The organism is Sphaerospermopsis sp. LEGE 08334, assembly GCF_015207205.1.
In the GTDB taxonomy this organism is placed as follows: Bacteria; Cyanobacteriota; Cyanobacteriia; order Cyanobacteriales; family Nostocaceae; genus Sphaerospermopsis.
In genome coordinates this window covers 110150-128747 of sequence record NZ_JADEXH010000001.1, presented here as the reverse complement: position 1 = coordinate 128747, position 18598 = coordinate 110150, and the positions used below count along the sequence as shown (strand labels likewise).

Sequence of the window (18598 nt, the reverse complement as noted above, 5' to 3'; positions counted from 1 at the left end):
ATGAAAAAACCATTTTTACCAGTTCCAAAAATCTTAGTTGCCACTTTCGCAGGAATTAGTTTCGCTTCCTTCCTAGTAGCACAACCGAGTTTAGCTGATCCAAATCAACCTTTTGCTACTTTGGAGACTGATAAAAATAGCAATTCAATGTTCGGTAATGGTTCAGATTTCAATATGTTTAACCTGATTCATCAGGCAAATTTCGGCACTCTCAACTGGAATTCTGAACAACAAAATCAACAGCTAAATGACGCAGCAGCAGCGTTTAAAGCCAGACAACAAAAACTTCTGCAAAGTCAGCAACAACCAAACCCAAATTCACCAACTACTACTTCACCAAATACATCCGGTGAAAATGCAGCACCGTTGATGATTTTACCTGGTTCAGAGAAATAAATGAAAAGTAAAAACCTCAACTTCTCATCCTGGTTTGGTTTGAAGTTGAGGTTGTGAAAAATTATCAGTTACAAACCAAGTGCATTTAAAACATCACTAGCATGGGTAGTTGTGTTAACAGCACCATCAACATGAATGATTTTACCGTTAGGATCGATGACATAGGTAACGCGCTTGGCATAACCACCGCCATCAACATCGTAAGCTTTAATTAAGGCTTGATCAGTATCAGCCAATAAGGGGAAATTGAGATTATATTTAGCGGTGAATGCTTGATGGGAGGATTCATCATCAGCACTTACTCCCAAAACTACAACATCTTTACCTTGATATTCAGTTTGAGCATCCCGGAAACTACAAGCTTGTTTGGTACAACCTGGAGTGTCATCTTTGGGGTAAAAATACAGAACCACGGTTTTACCCGCAAAATCGGATAATGATACTGTATTGCCGTTTGTATCTTTGGTGGTAAATGCAGGTGCATCTGTACCAACTGCTAGTGCCATAATTAACCTTTCCTGTTTCAGAATATTGATGCTCTGGAAATTTTACAATAATTTACAATTGTTAGGGAATGGTGATTGGTGATTGGGTTGTTAACTTCCCCACCACCCTATGCCCTATGCCCTATGCCCTATGCCCTATGCGTACAATAAATTCCCCAAACATTAAACCTTTTGTATATACTCAGAAAACTCTGCTAAGAGCCGAGCGATCGCTGATCTGTTCACCCTTCTATCTGAGTTTATGGAAAGCTATGCAAAGCCAAAGTATTGCCTTGGGTGCGATCGCTACAGAAAATGGCTTTAAGCAAGGTTATAGCAAACGCCCCTTATCAGAATTAGCCTGTGATAACGCTTTAGGTTGGTTAATCGAAGTGGGGATACTACGCAGAGAAGTCGATGGACAGGGAATAACCGACGGTTTTCGCCTCACACCCCTGGGTTATCAGTTGGTAGAAAAATTCTTGGATACAGACTTACCTAGTCCATCATGGGGCGATCGCTTAAATGATGCCATTACTCGTTGGTTTCGACTACCTTTTTAGCGGAAAAAATTGACATCTTTAGATAAGCAAGTCAAAGTGAAAACTAGGTTAAGGGAACAATAAACTCTAACCTAGTTTTTTAATCTGATTTTTTCCAATTTAATGAGTAGATTAGCAGATTATCAATTGATAATTGACAATTGATAATTGACAATTGTTTCATTCAAGGCTTCCACCGTGAGCGTCAGCCATACGGTTTAAAACCTCCCCTTTCAAGGGGCAAAAAAGCCAAAAATTCCGCTTTTTCAATCCTCTCCTTTCCAGAGAGAGGTAATTGTCAATTGTTCACTGTCAATTGTCCATTATTGAAAAACCTTTAACTCAAAAATTACAGTGACACTCAAAAAACAAACAAGTCAGTCTATGAAATCAATTATGGTAGTGGGAACAACATCCCACGCAGGGAAATCACTGATAACCACAGCTATTTGCCGCATTCTCTCACGGCGAGGCTGGCGAGTGGCTCCCTTTAAAGGTCAAAATATGGCTTTAAATGCTTATGTCACCGCCAATGGCGGAGAAATAGGCTACGCTCAAGCAGTGCAAGCTTGGTCTGCGGGAGTAACGCCTTTAGTGGAAATGAACCCCATTTTACTCAAACCCCAAGGGGATATGACTTCTCAAGTCATTCTTAAAGGTAAAGCGGTAGGTCAAGTTAGTGCTAGGGATTATTACGAGCAATATTTTGAACTCGGTTGGCGCACAATTCAGGAATCCCTAAAACAGCTAGAGACAGAATTTGATTTACTCGTTTGTGAGGGTGCGGGAAGTCCAGCAGAAATTAACCTCAAGCACCGTGATTTAACTAACATGAGGGTGGCAAAATATTTAAATGCACCGACTCTGTTAGTAGTTGATATTGACCGGGGAGGAGCTTTTGCTCATGTAATAGGAACATTAGAGTTATTAGAACCTGATGAACGAGCATTGGTGAAAGGGGTAGTAATTAACAAATTCCGAGGACAGCTTTCCATCCTTGAACCTGGAATTAAATGGTTAGAAGAACGGACTGGTATTCCCGTGGTTGGTGTCATACCTTATCTAGAACAGGTATTTCCAGCAGAAGATTCACTGGACTTGTTAGAGAGAAAATCTTATAAAAGTCAAGCTGAATTAAATATTGCTGTTATCCGCTTACCCAGAATTGCCAATTTTACCGACTTTGATCCATTAGAGTCAGAACCAACAGTGTCAGTAAAATATCTTAGTCCTAAGCAAGATTTAGGACATCCTGATGCAGTAATTATTCCAGGGACAAAAACTACAATTGCCGACTTAATGCTATTACAAAAAAGTGGCATGGCGGAAGCAATTCAAAATTATGCTGCTTCTGGGGGAACGGTTTTAGGCATCTGTGGTGGTTTCCAAATGTTAGGACAAATGGTGGCTGACCCAGAAGGAGTAGAGGGGCAAGCCGGCAGATACCCAGGGTTAAATTTATTACCCATGAAAACTGTGATTACAGGACAGAAAATAGCCCGTCAGCGTCAGGTGACTTCTAATTATCCCCAGTTGGGTTTACCGGTGAATGGGTTTGAAATTCATCAAGGGCGATCGCGTGTAGAACAACCAACAGATAAAACCGTATGTCAACCTTTATTTGACGATGTTAATTTAGGCTTAGTTGATAATTGTCAATCTGTTTGGGGGACTTATTTACATGGAATTTTTGATAATGGTCCTTGGAGACGTGCATGGTTAAATCGTTTGCGTCAACAAAGAGGTTTAAAATCTTTACCCACAGGTGTTGCTAATTATCGGGATCAGCGAGAACAGATTTTAGATTCTTTAGCTACCGAAGTAGAAACTCATTTAGATTTAACGCCTTTTTTGTAAGCAGTCAGCTATCAGTATTCAGCTATCAGCAAAAATCTGAATATCTACCTTTTTTCTGACATTAATTATCCACAACCAATGACTATGAAGATCCATTTTCTACCAGATAATGTTACTGTCGAAGCTGAAGTTGGAGAACCTTTATTAGATGTAGCAGAGATGGCCGGGGTATCAATTCCTACTGGTTGTTTAATGGGAACTTGTCATGCTTGCACTGTTGAGTTAGACGATGGTGAAATCATCCGCGCTTGTATTACTCCTGTTCCTCCAAATAAAGAGGAATTAACCATTCATCTTTTTAGTGATCCAACTTGGTAAGTTATTATTTTTTTGATTGTTTTTTAGTTGTCAGGAAGTGGTAGAGACATGGTTATACTGTGTCTCTACTTTAAAAATCATAAAATCACCATCTTATCTCTAACTAGGGGTTGCTGAGAAAGTCTTTTCGTGGAGGCAGGGAACTCTTAACAGGGAACAGGGAACAGTTTTAGCTATCTGTCATCCCCCCATTTTGGGATTTTGAGAGATGGCAAAGAAATTTTAAAATAACCCAACCAACGGTGTTGGGTTTTCTAATTTCTACTCAACCCAAAAAACTCATCTACTAATTTATCTTACAACGATATTACAGTTTCCACAGATTGAACCGACTCATGACGAGAACGAAGATGTAAAGTTATTTCTGTATCCAGTCGTTTCAGGAAAATCAGAAGTTTACCCTCGCTAAATCTTTGAAATTCTCCGTTCATCAAATGAGATACTTCTGGTTGAGAAATTCCCAAAAGTTGACTAATTTCACGCTGTTTAAGATTTCTTTGTTTGAGGATACGGAGTACCTGAATTCCTATCTTTCCTCGCGTCAAAAGTTCATCTGCATTAGAAAAACCAAGATCCGTAAATACATTGCCACTGCTTTCTTCAAAAACATTTTCCTGTATCATTGTTGTTCCTCCCTTGCTACCGCGTCTTTATAGCGTTGTTTAATCAGATCCACATCAACCTGTAGGGTTTTAATTCCTTGTTTTGATTTCTTCTGAAAAGCGTGCAGAACATAAATTTTCTCACCAATCTTTACCACATATACTGCCCTGTAAGTATCGGTATCATAACGTTTGACAATTTCATACACACCGCTTCCAATCCCCTTAAAAGGCTTGGCATCCATTGGTGTTTCACCTGATTGTACCAATTGCAACGCATAGCCTATTGATGCCCGTACCTCTTCAGGAAATGAGCGGATATTTTTTAAGAGTCTCCCATCCAAATCAGAGGTCTCAGATTAATTTCTATGTCCTTGTCATCTACTATTTTATATGAAGTTTCCTATAAAAACAGTCATACAATATTATGAAATTTATATTACATAAACTTTAATATCAGTTTTATTTTTAGTAGGTTATTACAAACTACATTTTTTCCTTTACAGAATGAAATTAGCAGTAAAAAATTACTGCCAATTTTTCCCAACTCTATCCATCACCCTTCGCATTCAAAGCGTATTCCTTAAACCTCTCCAAATCCGCCTGAATCGTTGACTCTACCACTTTTCCCAAAAACAAATTATCCATCAACTTACCCAAAAAACCAGGAATAGCATAGGAAATAGTCATCTTCACAATACTACCACCTGCATGGCGATCATAAAAACGAATTGCCCCTTGATTGGGTAAACCATCCACAGATTCCCATTGAATAATTTGATGAGAAATAGTTTTAAGAATCCGAGATTTCCAAGTAAATTCTAAACCCCCTGTACTTAATTTCCATAAAGAAATTTCTGGATCATCAGGGGAAATTTTTACCGAATCAATCCATTTCATCCAGTTCGGCATTTGTTCCAAATCAGACCACAACCCCCATACTAATTCTATGGGAGCTTCTACTTCTACCTGTACGCTATGTTCTAACCAGTCAGCCATTAGATTTGTTTGATAATTGATAATTGATAATTGATAATTGGTGATTGGTAATTCGGAATAACCTTTACCCAGTCACCAGTCACCTGTCACCTGTCACCTAATTCTTCACACTTTCTAGAATGACTTTTGCAGCACGTCGTCCAGAAATTGTTGCACCTTCCATACTGTCAATATAATCCTGTTGGGTGTAACTTCCTGCTAAGAAAAAGTTAGGAATTGGTGTTTTTTGATCCGGTCTATAAACATCCATTCCTGGCGCTTCTCTGTATAAAGATTGAGCTAGTTTAACTACACTGTACCAAGTCATGTTTAATTCTCTGGATGAGGGGAATAATTCATGGACTTGTTTTAAAACGTGCTGGGCGATCGCCTCATTACTTTCTTTAATAAAGGGATCTCCCGGTGTCAACACCAGTTGCAACAATGAACCCTCCCCAGAACGATAATAATCTGCGGGACTAGTTAAAGCCAAATCCGCAAAACAAGAAAAATCAGCATCTGCTGTATATAACAAATTATCCAACCCCGCAGCATGATTTAACTGTTTCCGTTTTTCTGCATCTTGTAGTTCTGTCACCCAACCATCAAACCTTAACTGCACTGTAGCGACTGGAACAGCTTCAAGTTTATAAATGTTATCAAATTCTGACCATTTTCGCCATGCTTGGGGTAAAACTCGCTGAATCCCCGGTACATCACAAGCACAAACATAAGCATCAGCTGTGATTACTTCTTCTTTGTCACCTTGGGCAACTACTATACCTGTCACCTTGGTTTCTGCTTCCCCAAGAACATTAGATTCAGTAAATTGAATTTCCCGCACCTGTCTACGGGTATAGATTTTTGTGCCTCTGGCTTCTAAATATTCAATAATTGGTTTATGTAAATATTCGTGGGGTGAACCTTCCAGCATTCGCAAAATAGACGCTTCGGTTCTCACAGCAAAAAACTGGAAGATTGTCAACATACAACGGGCGGAAATATGATCACAGTCAATAAAGCCTAAAGCGTAGGCGATAGGATTCCACATCCGTTTGATGCTGCCTTTACTGCCTCCGTGACTATAGAACCAGTCAGAAAAGCTGATTGTGTCTAAATCGCGGATATTTCTCATTGCGCCTTCAAAGTCTACCAAACCCCGGACAATGGGGCTAGTTCCCAGAGCGATCGCATTTTGTAATTTATCCAGTGCTGAAAGTTGGGAAGTGGTGAAAAATGCCTTTAAGCCATTAAAAGGCGCACCGGTGATAAAACGAAAATCTAAAGCCCCAGTGCGTCCTCCTTTATTGATAAAAGTGTGGGTATGTTCTTTCAGGCGTAAATTATTCCCTGCTCCCACCTTTTCCATCAACTCAAACAGATTGTAGTAGCAGCCAAAAAAGACGTGCAGCCCCATTTCTATGTGGTTGCCATCACCATCCACCCAACTGCCAACTTTCCCACCGACAAAGGGACGAGATTCAAAGATTTGTACCTCACAACCCGCATCGGCTAAATCTACGGCAGTAGCCAACCCAGCTAATCCTGCTCCTACAATTGCAACACGCATTCCCAAGTTCCTCTATTACTTACGCCAAGCTGCGCTATAAGTTTCTTTACAAATTGTAACTGGGTTGGTGTCAGAATAGGTAATGGGTAATGGAGACTGGGGACTGGGAAGAAAGCAGGGGGAGCAGGGGAGGCTGGGGAGTAAAAGATTTGTACCAATGCCCAATGCCCAATGCCCAATGCCTCATTAAACATTACTCTTACTATCTTCAGAAAGAGGTAAACTTCTAATCAACTCACGAATCACATCAGTAGCGGGTCTACCAGTCTGTTGACAATATTTTTCTAATTTTTCCGCTTCCTGAGTTGCTAGGTTGACGGTTATGCGTTTAACAGCCCATTTTTTATTAGTCATTATCATGCAACTTGCTATGTGTTAACGGTTGTCAAAATGAATCCAAAAGTAAAAGGAAAAAATGATACTATCAGAGATTTCCTCAAATAAACCGGAAGATCATAAAATATAACTAAAAATTCGTCGTCAAGAATATAGATAAACTAAACGAACCAAGTTGATCTTTTTAACAACAAATTATGCAGCAATTATGATAAGACTTCATTGTAGAAAACCACAGATCAAACCAAAATAATTGAACTCAGTGTGGATTTGATGACTAGGGTCTGATGACTATCTGTGGCAACTACATAGGGGTTGCTGAATAAGGACTTATCCTAAAATATTACACAGTTAGCGTAATTGTAGAGATTTTGGGAACGCCAATACAACTCATCTATCTGTTGATAGAATTGATGAGTTTTTTTGATGATGTGACGTTCAACTAATTTCATGTATATTCCCTAAATGTGAGCATATTATACCATTTATGAGTATATTTGGCTAGAAATTCCATGAATATTTACAACACTTGTTCAAGGTTTAAATCATGCTGATATTCCTCCTCACTCATAAAACTCCTAAAACTCCTCGATCTGCTGACTCCTCGATCTCCTTGACCTCCTACATAGAGCATTATTCAAATTCTAGTTGGGGCATAAGTTGGAGAGTACCAATACCTAAATCTTGAGCAGAGAGCGATCGCGCTTCAAACAAAGCCATCATATCTTTTAACCCTGGATTACCACGAGCAGCACCTGTCAATCCCTTAGCAATGATCAAACCGCAATATCCATTAGTTTGCTGACACCGCTGATTCCATTTTTTCTTGGCTTCAACGTGAGTGGGATCATCCTCTGAAAATTCCCCAAACAGGAACAGATCCCCATTTGCTGTTTGTAACAAACCTAAATCATATCGTTCACCGTCTAAGGGATTAGCACCTGGATTAAAGCATATAGCTTTCAATCCTCCAGCAGCTTGAATATTTTCAATCACCGTTTTAGCTTTGGGGCGGGAAGTTTGAATTAAAATCACGGGTAAGCCATCACCGACTGGTTTAATTTCCCGTCCTGCATGATAATTCACTTCCTGACGTAGAGAATTCAACATCTCCCAAGAAATCACACCCAAACTCAAAAATGAATCTTCTGGGATCAAATCATCCCGCAATGTGCGGATCTCGGTATCCTCATCCCACTCATCTTCATCTGAAAAATCAAACCCTGCCATTTCCTCTAACTCTGCGGCTAATTCTGGCATAGTTGAGACAGTCACAGATACCGATTTACTACCTTCATCTGGATAGGGTAAAGAAATGCGATAGCGTCGATTGATGGGGGTAAAGTCTTCTTCGTATAATTGATGACGATAATCACGGATAAAACGGATAAAACTTTCTAGTGCCACAAATACTACAAGTGCTTCTTCCTCATATAAAATCGAGCGTAATCCTTCTAAGGGGTGAATATTACCAAAAGTAGGTTCAATTTCCGATAGGGGTAAATCCGCTAAATCTTCATCTTCATCTTCATCCACTTGATCAAAGGTGAGAAATAAGCAATCTTGCTTTAAGAAAGCTGCTTCTAAACCTTGCTCTGATTCTTCATCTTCTAAAATATCTGCACGGAACCGCTTGAGAGATTCTTCTGAACGATATAACAAAACACCATACTCCATCCCCAGCATTCCCATGACTGAGACATAGAGTGTCCCCACATCCCATTTATTTATTTCTATAGACAAGATTTGCTGTTCTTCCAGAAAATCCCAAGGTGCTGCTTCCCAAACTGCAAAAGCCTTTTCATTCAGAATTTTTGCATATTGTGGAGGTAAATTAGGAATTTGACTATCAACTATATCCGCAAAAGAGCGAAATAGTTCATCAATTAAAGGTAATTCTGGTGCGTAGTCAATAGCAATATCCAAATCTTGCAAAACTCCCCGCAGGTAAAATTGAATTTCCCTGTCTTTGACCACAATTCTTTGAGGTCGAGCAGGTTTAGCGGGACTGTGGGGATGCTCCATTGCTCGCATTAAGGTGCGAACTATTGCTTCTGGTCCAAGGTCGGGAGATACCATATCCATACCTCTAACAATACCTTGAGAGCCATCCACCCAAAGGATACATTCCCCTTGGGACTCTTGGGAATCTCTGGATGACACTGGTGATGACAACGGACGGCGATCGCCCTCCCATATAGAAGGAATTTGGGTTAATTTCTTCAACCGACGACTGGTAGAGCGATTAAAACTTGTCATAGAGTAAGTGAATCAAAAAAAGCTATTTGGAAGTCAAATGTGGGGAATGGCTAAAATTCGGCTCAAGTTTTCTGTTAATAACCCTACTGTACCTGAAGAGTGGTTGCTGCTCAAACTGCTTGTGGCTGAAACTCAGAAAATACCCCATCTCTAAATACACCGAACCTCTCAATTTTAGAATAAAATTCCTTGGCTGCTGTTGACAAAGTATTGAGAATTTAACGTTTTCACCTCACCAATGCCGCTAAAATAGAACAAAAATCAAAAAATCAGCCTCCAGGCTATCAACGGCATATACCAGTTAATATTTAGACTAATTAAGGAGTGTAAACAGCAGATGACACAAGCAACCCAAACTCAAGAAAGCGGTATTATGCTCAGTGAAGCAGCATTGCGCCAAGTAAAATCTCTCCAAGCTAAACAAGGTCAAGATTTATGTTTACGGGTTGGAGTTCGTCAAGGTGGTTGTTCTGGGATGTCTTACATGATGGATTTTGAGGATATCAGCAAGATCACTCCCCAGGATGACGTTTTTGATTATGACGGCTTTAAAATTGTTTGCGATCGCAAGAGTTTATTATATCTCTATGGTTTGATGCTCGATTACAGTGATGCCATGATTGGTGGTGGTTTTCAATTTACCAACCCCAACGCTTCCCAAACTTGCGGTTGTGGTAAATCCTTCGGAGTGTAAGATAGTCAATGGTCAGTTGACTGGTGACTGGGGAGAAAAATTTTAGATTTTAGATTTTAGATTGGAATTGACAAAAACAATCCAAAATCCAAAATCCAAAATTGAATTACCCATTACCCATTACCATACAACTGACCAATGACAAATAACTAATGACTAACGACAAATAACAAATGACTATTACAGTTGAAGAATTATTTGATACAGGTTTACAACGCTACAAAGACGGTGAATCAGCCGCAAATCTTATTCCTGTATTTAAAGAAGTATGCGATCGCTCACCCAGAGCCAGTTCAGCTTGGATTTGTTTATCTTGGCTATATCTTCTAGAAGGTAAATCAAAATTAGCTTATACAGCAGCAAGCAAAGCTGTTAAAATCAATCCGCAAGATCCCCAAGGTCGAATTAATCTCGCTGTAGCCATGTTAGAAACCAGTCAAAAAGGTTTGCGAGAACATATCGACATAGCAAAGCAATTGATTTTTGTCAATCAAGAATGGGAAGAAGAAGTAAAAAACAGCATTGAAGATGGTTTAACCAGAAAACCCGATTGGCAAAGTTTAGCTAAAGTCAAAAAATGGCTGTTTGAAGAATAATTCATAATTCATAATTCATAATTCATAATTCATAGTTATGAATTATGATAATCAAATATAAAAGTTTATACAAGTAACATGAAAGATAAAATATTAAATTGGGTAAACACAATATTAGTCGCTGACTTTTTCCTGGTAATTTTGGGTTTTGGTTGGTTTGCTGTCGCAGTTGTTGGTGATGCTTCAGGCATCAACTTAGGTTTAGATTTATGGCATAAACTTTGGCAACCCTTATTTAACCCAGCCATTGGTCTTTTAATGGGAGGGGCGTTAATTAGTGGTATTAGTGGTTGGGTGTCTAAGAAATTTGGTAAATCAGGAATAGGTGACAGGTGACAGGTGACAGGTGACAGGTGACAGGTGACAGGTGACAGGTGACAGGTGACAGGTGACAGGTGATAGGTGACAGGTGACAGGTGACAGGTGACAGGTGACAGGTGATAGGTGACAGGTGACAGGTGACAGCAAGAAATTTACCAATTACCAATTACCCATTACCAATCACCAATTACCCATTACCCATTACCCATTACCCATTACCCATTATTTCAAAATTTGCGTCAATGCTAACTGCAAATTTGGATACTGATAATTAAAACCTGACGCTTGAGTGCGTTGAGGTAAAACCTTTTGTCCCTCTAAAACTACAATTGCCCCATCTCCCAATAATGCGTCCAAAGCAAAACCAGGAACAGGCAACCAAGAAGGGCGATTCATCACCTGTCCCATTGTATTACTTAACTCGCTCATCCGCACAGGATTGGGAGCAGTGGCATTGTATACACCTTGCATTTTGGGCTGGGTTAAAGCTTGGATAATTAAGTTCACAATATCGTCTATGTGAATCCACGAAAACCACTGACGACCGCTACCAATGGGACCACCTGCAAAAAGTTTGAAGGGAGTAATCATTTTACCCAAAGCGCCGCCATGACCTAAAACAATGCCAAAGCGCAAAATTACCAAGCGCACACCGGCATTTGTTGCCTTTTGCGCTTCCGCTTCCCATTCTTGACAAACTTGAGCTAAAAAATCTTGACCTGAAGGGCTATTTTCTTCAAAAGTAGCTGTTTCGCTAGTTCCATAATAACCAATAGCTGAAGCGTTTACCAATACCGATGGTTTAGGGTTAGCCGTAGCTATAGCTTCCACAACTTTTTGTGTACCGAGTTTGCGGCTGTTGAGAATAGCTTGCTTACGTTCTGGTGTCCAACGTTCTTCTGCAATGGGTTCTCCCGCCAAATTTACCACAGCATCACAACCAGCAACAGCATCTTGCCAAGCGCCCGATACACCTGGTGTATAAGCCCTAATTTCTACATTTGGGAAAGCCTGAGAGGGAAAAACCTTGTGGGCAGAATTGGTATTTCGACTTAACACCAATACTCTATTACCTTCTTCTTGCAGCCGTTTAACTAGACGACTACCGACAAAACCAGTTGCTCCCGTGATCGCTACTTTCATTGTTAACCTAAACTCAAGCACATTGTACAGTCTTCACTGTTAACTTAATTTAACAATTTTTCAGCCTGTACTGTCTTGTTGTTAAGTTAATTTCTTTGCTGTCACCTGTATTTTGCAAATTATACCAGGTGAAAAAATGATGGCGACAGACGAAAAGCTTATCTGGCAATCCTTAAACAATCTAAAATCCAAAATCCAAAATCCAAAATCCAAACTCGTATTAACTGGCGTGTTCCCAGTCACTGAGTAATTCACGTTGTTGTTTTTTGGTATTGTTTTTACGGACTGGCACTTTAGGAACGCCAAGATCAACACTAATAAAAGACTGTTTTACCTTTTTAGCAGATTTGTTTTCTGGTGTGTTTGTCATTGTCCTATACATTGAATAAAAACTTTATTCCTAATTTATAACATCACTTTTTTTAGACACATTCCGGAAGAAAGATTTTATTTTTTGGCAAAATTGTTTAATGATAATAAACCTGAAAAACGGTGGGTTTAATTACAGAAAAACCTGGTCTTATAGGGTTTTTATCTCCTACCATAACTTGAAAATTGATTTGGCTATAAAGCTTACTCATTCTAGCTTACAGTCTACAATTACCAGTGCGTAAATGCCAAAATATCTCATTATTTGATTTTGTGTTTGATGGTGAAGATAACTTTTGCCTATTCAGCTACGACTCTACAGGCTGATGAGAATTTATTGTAACTTTAAATGCTAATTTTTTTTTGCGTTTCTGCACCAGGATAGATCAGAAATAAATTTCCATTACTAGGCGATAAAATTCTTAACTGATCAGATACAAAATTTGATGTTGGCTGTTTTGCTAACCATTCATCATACACAGACGATCAATGGAAATCAGTAGAATTTTCGTCAGCAATTTTATCTTTTAGTGAAAAATCTTCCTGAAATACTGTGTTATGTTCCTTTCCGCCTTTGCGTCTTTGCGTCTTTGCGTGAGATTAAAAAATGTGGTTCATTGACCTGAAAATCGCTGTAACCGAAAAGTATTGCACCAGAAGAGTTTGGACGCAGTGCGGATTCGATTTTAATTTTGGAAGAAAGCAAGTAAACAAAAAGATCCCGGACTTTTTAAAGAAGTCGGGGATCTCTGCAATTATGAGTGAAAATCAAAAATAATTTCAAAAAATAATTTAACAACTTATTTTGTGAACAAATTGTTAAATTGATGAAGGCACATTTCCCAGCAAGCGATCGCGAATTTCTATCAATTGTTCTTGAGTATTAACTGGACATCTTGGCGGTGGTAGTTCATTATTAGGCCAAGTAGGCAAATAATAACAAGGACACAATATTGATGGCATTCCCATAGTTTTAACAGGTACTGGCATCGCGCAGCGTCCACAAGGCAGGACTTCCCAAGTTGGGGTTAGCAGTTCGGCTATGTTTTCTTGAGTATCTTCTAAATAACAATCACGGGTTTCTAAGGCAAGAATTTGTTGCCAACACTCTTCAAACTCTGGACTATAGTTATCGCCCTTTAGCACTGGGTTAGGCAAGAAACTTTGATTACTATGACCGACTATCACTTTCTTCCCTAATTGAAACCAGTGAGCAAGATATTTTTTTACGTTTTGTTTGTTTGCCATATATTAATTGTAGATTTAAATGAAGGAATCTGAGTCCATTAATCCTTAATTTTGCATTAAGATTTGCTTGGTGGTAAGGGAAAACCAAGAACACTGAGATTAAGAACATGACCACCAGTTACTAAGTAAATCGGTTCACATATTGCACCTAACTGACGGACTAAACTACCTAAGCGATCGCGAAATTTTCGACCTACAGGATAAGCTGGAACTACACCCCAACCAGTTTCTTCGGCAACAAACAGCAAATCAGCATCAATTAAACGTACTACTTCTAACAATTCTGCTAAGGTTTTTTCCCAGCTTAAATCATCCTCTGCCAAAAAATTAGCTACCCAAGTTCCCAAAGAATCAATCAAAATACAGGTATCAGATTTGGCATTACTGAGAGTGTGCGCCAGTTCCACAGGTACACACAGAGTTACCCAATCTTGTGGACGACGTTGTTTGTGTTTTTCAATGCGTTCTTGCCACTCTTGATCCTGGGGATTTTCCATAGCTGTTGCTATATAAATAACCTGTTTCCCGGACTGAATTGCTAAATTTTCTGCCCATTCACTTTTTCCTGAACGTGCTGGACCTGTTACTAAAATAACTCTACTCATAATTATATTGCCAATAAAAAAGCCAGATTTCCGGTTAAGATTCTTATCAATTACTATAATGACCTATACAATAAAGACAGGTTTCTCAATAATTTTGCACTCTTGACAAACTCCCAATAGTCAAAACATATCAGCAGCACAGCTTTAGGATCTGTTTATGAAACCAGGTTTAAAACGCATTGAGGCAACCCTACATGATTTAGGGATACGTAGTACCGACTTACCACTAGAAACCAGTGATGGGACAAAACGCCCATTCTCCTTTAGAATTAGCGTCGGAGCTAAAAAAAGCCAAGAAGTTAAAGAAAATTCAGCCAATCAAGACATTAACACAGTTGATATAAATACCAATAAAGAAACCAATCCCGAATCACAGCCACATTTATTTTCTAAACATAATTCCGTACAAACTTTCCCAGCCCAAGAAACTGAAGTCAAAACACCTAGCTTACCCAAGTTTAAAACACCGAGCTTTAGTAACCATCGTCACAGTACAAATCCAGCATTAGCGATGAATCTTTTACAAGAGATTCAAGAGATTGTAGCAGGATGGCAAATAGAATTACAATCAATTCTCCAGCAAATTCAGGATATTTATTTAGAAGGTCCAGTGATTAATGGCTGGTTAGAGTCGAATCCCCAAGAACCAGAACCAGGGGGAACTGCAACCCTGCGTCATGGGGAAGTTGAACGACTAATGGATTATGTGCAAGAGATTTGCGAGTCAAAAGAGAATGCTTCTTATCAATCATCCCGTACTGGCTACCGCCTTTGTGGAATTGATGCTACTGGTAAAGCCTGGTCGCGTCAATGTCCAGTTGATCAAGTTCCTCAAGTCAGCATGGCTATTGCCCGTTACCAAAAATTACGTCAGCTTTTTGGACGCAAACAATCTCTGGAAACTCGTTTAAACCAATTAGCGGAAACTCTTGTGGCTTTACACAGCCATATTCAACAGGTATAAGTAGGTAAGCGTTAAAAATTGTCGTTATGATCAGGCAGGAGGCTGAAGGCAGAAGGCAAGAAGCCTATTCTGCGGAATTTTTTGCTTTTTTACCCTGGAAAGGGCAGGTTTTAAACGTTGAATGAAACAATTATCAATTGTCAATTGTCAATTGTCAATTTTTAATTAATAATCTCCTCTTGCAGCTTTATTTCTGATTAACTCCTGTTCAATTTCACTCCTTTCATAATCCTGTGCGCCAAAAGTTCGTTTTAGGGGTTCATTACCCAACTCTTCCCCTGCACGTTTGAGCATCTTGATCGGATTTTTTTGTCTACTTCCAGTTCCCAAATCTTTAGGAATTACTTCACCTGCACGCTTGCCACTTTCGATATAATCATCACCTATTTCTGGTGTTGTATATACCTTGGCTTTCCCCCTTTCTTTAGTTGAGTAGAAAGGTCTAACAACATCAGTTCTCACTAATTTCCCAGCTTTATTAGAATAATATGGTCGAGTTATTTCTGGCTTTTGGTTTTTCAGGGAATAATAACCAGCAGCCTGAGCCGAAAGCATTGGTAAACCAATTAACCAGATTGAACCAGCTAACATGAATATAGCAAGTTGGCGGTGAATTTGATTAAATAATCTCTTTATTTCCCACATTAGACAAATGTCCTTTTGAATATTTCACAAATACCTAAATATTAAAAAAATATCCTGTAACTAACGTCTTACCTGGGGTTGGTTAAATGTATATAAAAAGTAATGTAAATACAGGAGTAGGGGTAAAGCAATGCTAAACCCCCTACAGGTTTGCTATCCCCATGATGAGACTTTTATGGCTTACGCCATGCTGCGGTATCAAAAAACCATTTCATACATCAGGTATTTGCAACAAAAAAAAATCAAGCTGCAAAATCAAGCTATAGTTACCTGATGTGATAAATAAACATCTTGAATAGCGTGAAACAAGCGCACCCCTTCCTCAAACGGACGCTGAAAAGTCTTTCTGCCAGAAATTAATCCTGTACCACCAGCACGTTTATTAATTACGGCAGTTCGTACCGCTTCAGCAAAATCATTTTTACCAGAAGTACCTCCAGAATTAATTAATCCTACCCTGCCAGCATAACAATTTAATACTTGATAACGAGTTAAATCTATGGGGTGTTTTGTGGTTAATTCTGTGTAAACTCGCTCATCAATTTTACCGTAACTTTTACCTGTAGCTTTAGCAATTGCTTCATAACCATGATTGCATTCTGGTAATTTTTGTTTAATGATATCTGCTTCAATAGTGACACCCAAATGATTTGCTTGTCCAGTTAAATCAGCAGCTAGGTGATAATCTTGATCTTGTTGAAAATTGCTATTTCGCAAATAACACCAAAGCACAGTTGCCATACCCAATTCATGGGCGTGTTTAAAAGCTTGACTTACTTCTTGAATTTGTCTATCAGACTCTGGTGAACCAAAATAAATTGTTGCCCCGACTGCGGTTGCTCCCAAATGCCAAGCTTGCCAAACATCTGCAAACATAATTTGGTCAAATTGATTAGGATAAGTCAACAATTGATTATGATTTATTTTGGCAATAAAGGGGATTTTATGGGCATATTTACGGGACACACTGCCTAATACACCTAAAGTTGTAGCCACAGCATTACAACCTGCTTCTATTGCTAATTTCACAATATTTTCGGGATCAAAATAAATTGGATTAGGTGCAAAAGCGGACCCGGCTGAGTGTTCAATACCTTGGTCTACAGGGAGGATAGAAAGATAGCCTGTATTGGCTAAACGTCCGGTAGAATAGATTTGTTGTAAATTTCGTACCACACGGGGAGAGCGATCGCTATTAATCCACACTCGATCTATAAAATCTGCTCCTGGTAAATGCAGCAAATCTGAAGAAACCTTGGCTTTATATGTTAGCAAATCTTCTGCTTCTTTACCTAGCAATGATTCCAAGGAATTGGTTTGTAATAAGGTTGTAGTCATATTTTTCTCACGTACACAACCAGAGAACTTAGAAATATTTTTGGTTAAATACTATTACTATTTATTGCTTTTAAATGATGATTTTGTCTACTTTCCCAAGACATATATAAATAGAAAGATTTGACAAATTATATCATGTCCAGTGGAACACTTACGATATCTGTTGGGGCAGGGAATAGGGAATAGAGAATAGGGAAAAGCAAATATGTCCAAAACTTTTATATTAGACATCTCCAGAAAAGAAATTATGGTTTATTTATGGGGGCAGGTCGAAGCTTATGGGATATCTAGATGTCTGATTTTTCCGTTAAATTATCGCCGAAATACTTCGCCCTTACAACTTATGACAAATTAATACATTCTATTTTGGAGAGGTCTATTGAATCACCAATCATCAATTACCCATTAGTAATTTTTTCTGCTAGTTGAGGGTTGAGTTGTAGTAGTATGTTGCTGTCGGCAATTGCTCCTTCATAGTCTCCTAAATGGTAACGTGCATTAGCCCGCAAGCCATAAACTATGGAGAGGATAGGGTTAATTTGCAATGCCTGATTATAATCTGCAATTGCTTTTTCATGGTTTCCTAAATTGCTATAAACTAAACCTCGTTGATAATAGACTTGATCATCATCAGGATGGAGTTTTATTGCTTGATTAAAATCAGATATGGCTTTTTGATAGTCTTCCAGGTGAGACATTACTAAACCACGATTATAATAAGCTTCAGCAAAGTGGGAATTAATTTCTAATGCCTGATTATAATCTGTAATTGCACCTTGATAGTCTTGAAGAGCATAGCGACTATTTCCACGGTTATGATAAGCTGCTGCTAGGTTGGGATTTAACTTTATTGCTTGGTTATAATCAGCAATTGCTTCTTTGTAATTACCAAGAATATGCAGAATATTACCACGATTACTGTAAGCGGCAACAAAATCAGGATAGTATTGTAAAGCCTGGTTGATATCTACAATGGCAGCTTGATCATCTCCGCCTCTAAAACGAGCTAAACCTTGGTTATGAAATGCTTTAGCTATGTCAAAATTGATATTTTGAGTAAGATTTTGAGTAAGATTTTGCGGTAAGGGGAGAGAATTTTTGATGATGTTGATGACTTGTTGATAATCTGCGATCGCTTGTTCAAATTTCTCTAATCCCAGGTAGGCATGACCACGGTTATGGTATGCTTCAGCTAAGTTAGGATTTAGTTGTAATGCGTGATTAAAAAATGCGATCGCACCTTCATAATCACCGTGTAAATTCTTCTTTACTCCCTGTTTGATCAACTCTTCAGCATTCATGTAATTTTTCTATCTTTAACTTTCTCTGAAA

The 18598-nt window shown here is 38.8% G+C and carries 22 protein-coding genes; 8 read left to right on the top strand and 14 right to left on the bottom strand.

The genetic code is table 11. The features are described 5' to 3' along the window. Positions 1-396, top strand: coding sequence for a hypothetical protein (locus IQ237_RS00640; protein WP_194051203.1), 396 nt, complete (start codon positions 1-3; stop codon positions 394-396). Positions 397-464: 68 nt separating this feature from the next. Here the strand turns inward: IQ237_RS00640 and IQ237_RS00635 are convergent, their stop codons facing one another. Beyond that, complete coding sequence (locus tag IQ237_RS00635) at positions 465-902, bottom strand: peroxiredoxin (protein WP_194051202.1); 438 nt, start codon at positions 900-902, stop codon at positions 465-467. A gap of 137 nt (positions 903-1039) precedes the next feature. Here IQ237_RS00635 and IQ237_RS00630 point away from each other — a divergent pair, with 137 nt between their 5' ends. From IQ237_RS00630 to IQ237_RS00620, 3 genes are all read left to right on the top strand, one after another. Further along, on the top strand, positions 1040-1444 hold the full coding sequence (locus IQ237_RS00630; RefSeq protein ID WP_194051200.1) for an Npun_F0494 family protein: 405 nt from the start codon (positions 1040-1042) through the stop codon (positions 1442-1444). A 363-nt stretch (positions 1445-1807) separates the two neighbouring features. Then, on the top strand, positions 1808-3280 hold the full coding sequence (gene cobQ / locus IQ237_RS00625; RefSeq protein ID WP_194051198.1) for a cobyric acid synthase CobQ: 1473 nt from the start codon (positions 1808-1810) through the stop codon (positions 3278-3280). 78 nt (positions 3281-3358) lie between these two features. After that, positions 3359-3598, top strand: a complete 240-nt coding sequence (locus IQ237_RS00620) for a 2Fe-2S iron-sulfur cluster binding domain-containing protein (protein WP_194051197.1) — start codon at positions 3359-3361, stop codon at positions 3596-3598. 296 nt (positions 3599-3894) lie between these two features. Here the strand turns inward: IQ237_RS00620 and IQ237_RS00615 are convergent, their stop codons facing one another. The 6 genes from IQ237_RS00615 to IQ237_RS00590 all read right to left on the bottom strand — a co-directional run bounded on the left by IQ237_RS00615 (position 3895) and on the right by IQ237_RS00590 (position 9343). Beyond that, on the bottom strand, positions 3895-4221 hold the full coding sequence (locus IQ237_RS00615) for a helix-turn-helix domain-containing protein (protein ID WP_194051195.1): 327 nt from the start codon (positions 4219-4221) through the stop codon (positions 3895-3897). Continuing rightward, a complete protein-coding gene (locus IQ237_RS00610) occupies positions 4218-4544 on the bottom strand; it encodes a type II toxin-antitoxin system RelE/ParE family toxin (protein WP_228019439.1) in 327 nt (108 codons plus the stop codon). Before IQ237_RS00610 ends, IQ237_RS00615 begins: the two co-directional genes overlap by 4 nt. Before the next feature lie 205 nt (positions 4545-4749). Next, the gene (locus tag IQ237_RS00605) at positions 4750-5199 is read right to left on the bottom strand and encodes an SRPBCC family protein (protein ID WP_194051192.1); all 450 of its coding nucleotides are present in this window, start codon (positions 5197-5199) and stop codon (positions 4750-4752) included. Between the two features lie 97 nt (positions 5200-5296). Continuing rightward, complete coding sequence (gene zds / locus IQ237_RS00600) at positions 5297-6748, bottom strand: 9,9'-di-cis-zeta-carotene desaturase (protein WP_194051190.1); 1452 nt, start codon at positions 6746-6748, stop codon at positions 5297-5299. A 186-nt stretch (positions 6749-6934) separates the two neighbouring features. Further along, on the bottom strand, positions 6935-7108 hold the full coding sequence (locus IQ237_RS00595; RefSeq protein ID WP_194051188.1) for a CopG family transcriptional regulator: 174 nt from the start codon (positions 7106-7108) through the stop codon (positions 6935-6937). A 609-nt stretch (positions 7109-7717) separates the two neighbouring features. After that, positions 7718-9343: a DUF6930 domain-containing protein gene (locus IQ237_RS00590; RefSeq protein ID WP_194051185.1), complete on the bottom strand. Its 1626-nt coding sequence runs from the start codon at positions 9341-9343 to the stop codon at positions 7718-7720. Between the two features lie 337 nt (positions 9344-9680). On the opposite strand from IQ237_RS00590, the gene IQ237_RS00585 reads away from it, so the two are divergent. From IQ237_RS00585 to IQ237_RS00575, 3 genes are all read left to right on the top strand, one after another. Next, complete coding sequence (locus tag IQ237_RS00585; protein WP_194051183.1) at positions 9681-10037, top strand: iron-sulfur cluster assembly accessory protein; 357 nt, start codon at positions 9681-9683, stop codon at positions 10035-10037. Positions 10038-10210: 173 nt separating this feature from the next. Further along, on the top strand, positions 10211-10633 hold the full coding sequence (locus IQ237_RS00580; protein ID WP_194051181.1) for a M48 family metallopeptidase: 423 nt from the start codon (positions 10211-10213) through the stop codon (positions 10631-10633). A 78-nt stretch (positions 10634-10711) separates the two neighbouring features. Next, complete coding sequence (locus IQ237_RS00575; protein WP_194051179.1) at positions 10712-10969, top strand: hypothetical protein; 258 nt, start codon at positions 10712-10714, stop codon at positions 10967-10969. 207 nt (positions 10970-11176) lie between these two features. Here the strand turns inward: IQ237_RS00575 and IQ237_RS00570 are convergent, their stop codons facing one another. From IQ237_RS00570 to cobU, 4 genes are all read right to left on the bottom strand, one after another. Beyond that, positions 11177-12097 (bottom strand): TIGR01777 family oxidoreductase, encoded by a 921-nt coding sequence (locus tag IQ237_RS00570; RefSeq protein ID WP_194051177.1) that lies wholly within the window; start codon positions 12095-12097, stop codon positions 11177-11179. Between the two features lie 220 nt (positions 12098-12317). Beyond that, the gene (locus IQ237_RS00565; protein ID WP_194051175.1) at positions 12318-12467 is read right to left on the bottom strand and encodes a hypothetical protein; all 150 of its coding nucleotides are present in this window, start codon (positions 12465-12467) and stop codon (positions 12318-12320) included. An 818-nt stretch (positions 12468-13285) separates the two neighbouring features. Then, the gene (locus IQ237_RS00560) at positions 13286-13714 is read right to left on the bottom strand and encodes a hypothetical protein (protein WP_194051173.1); all 429 of its coding nucleotides are present in this window, start codon (positions 13712-13714) and stop codon (positions 13286-13288) included. A gap of 56 nt (positions 13715-13770) precedes the next feature. Beyond that, a complete protein-coding gene (gene cobU, locus IQ237_RS00555) occupies positions 13771-14319 on the bottom strand; it encodes a bifunctional adenosylcobinamide kinase/adenosylcobinamide-phosphate guanylyltransferase (protein WP_194051171.1) in 549 nt (182 codons plus the stop codon). A 157-nt stretch (positions 14320-14476) separates the two neighbouring features. On the opposite strand from cobU, the gene IQ237_RS00550 reads away from it, so the two are divergent. Then, positions 14477-15283, top strand: coding sequence for a hypothetical protein (locus IQ237_RS00550; RefSeq protein WP_194051169.1), 807 nt, complete (start codon positions 14477-14479; stop codon positions 15281-15283). A gap of 165 nt (positions 15284-15448) precedes the next feature. Here IQ237_RS00550 and IQ237_RS00545 read toward each other — a convergent pair whose 3' ends face one another. The 3 genes from IQ237_RS00545 to IQ237_RS00535 form a co-directional block, all read right to left on the bottom strand. After that, complete coding sequence (locus tag IQ237_RS00545; protein WP_194051167.1) at positions 15449-15928, bottom strand: hypothetical protein; 480 nt, start codon at positions 15926-15928, stop codon at positions 15449-15451. A gap of 255 nt (positions 15929-16183) precedes the next feature. Next, positions 16184-17266, bottom strand: a complete 1083-nt coding sequence (locus IQ237_RS00540) for a class I fructose-bisphosphate aldolase (protein ID WP_194051165.1) — start codon at positions 17264-17266, stop codon at positions 16184-16186. 398 nt (positions 17267-17664) lie between these two features. Then, positions 17665-18567, bottom strand: coding sequence for a tetratricopeptide repeat protein (locus tag IQ237_RS00535; protein WP_194051163.1), 903 nt, complete (start codon positions 18565-18567; stop codon positions 17665-17667). Positions 18568-18598 lie beyond the last annotated feature (31 nt).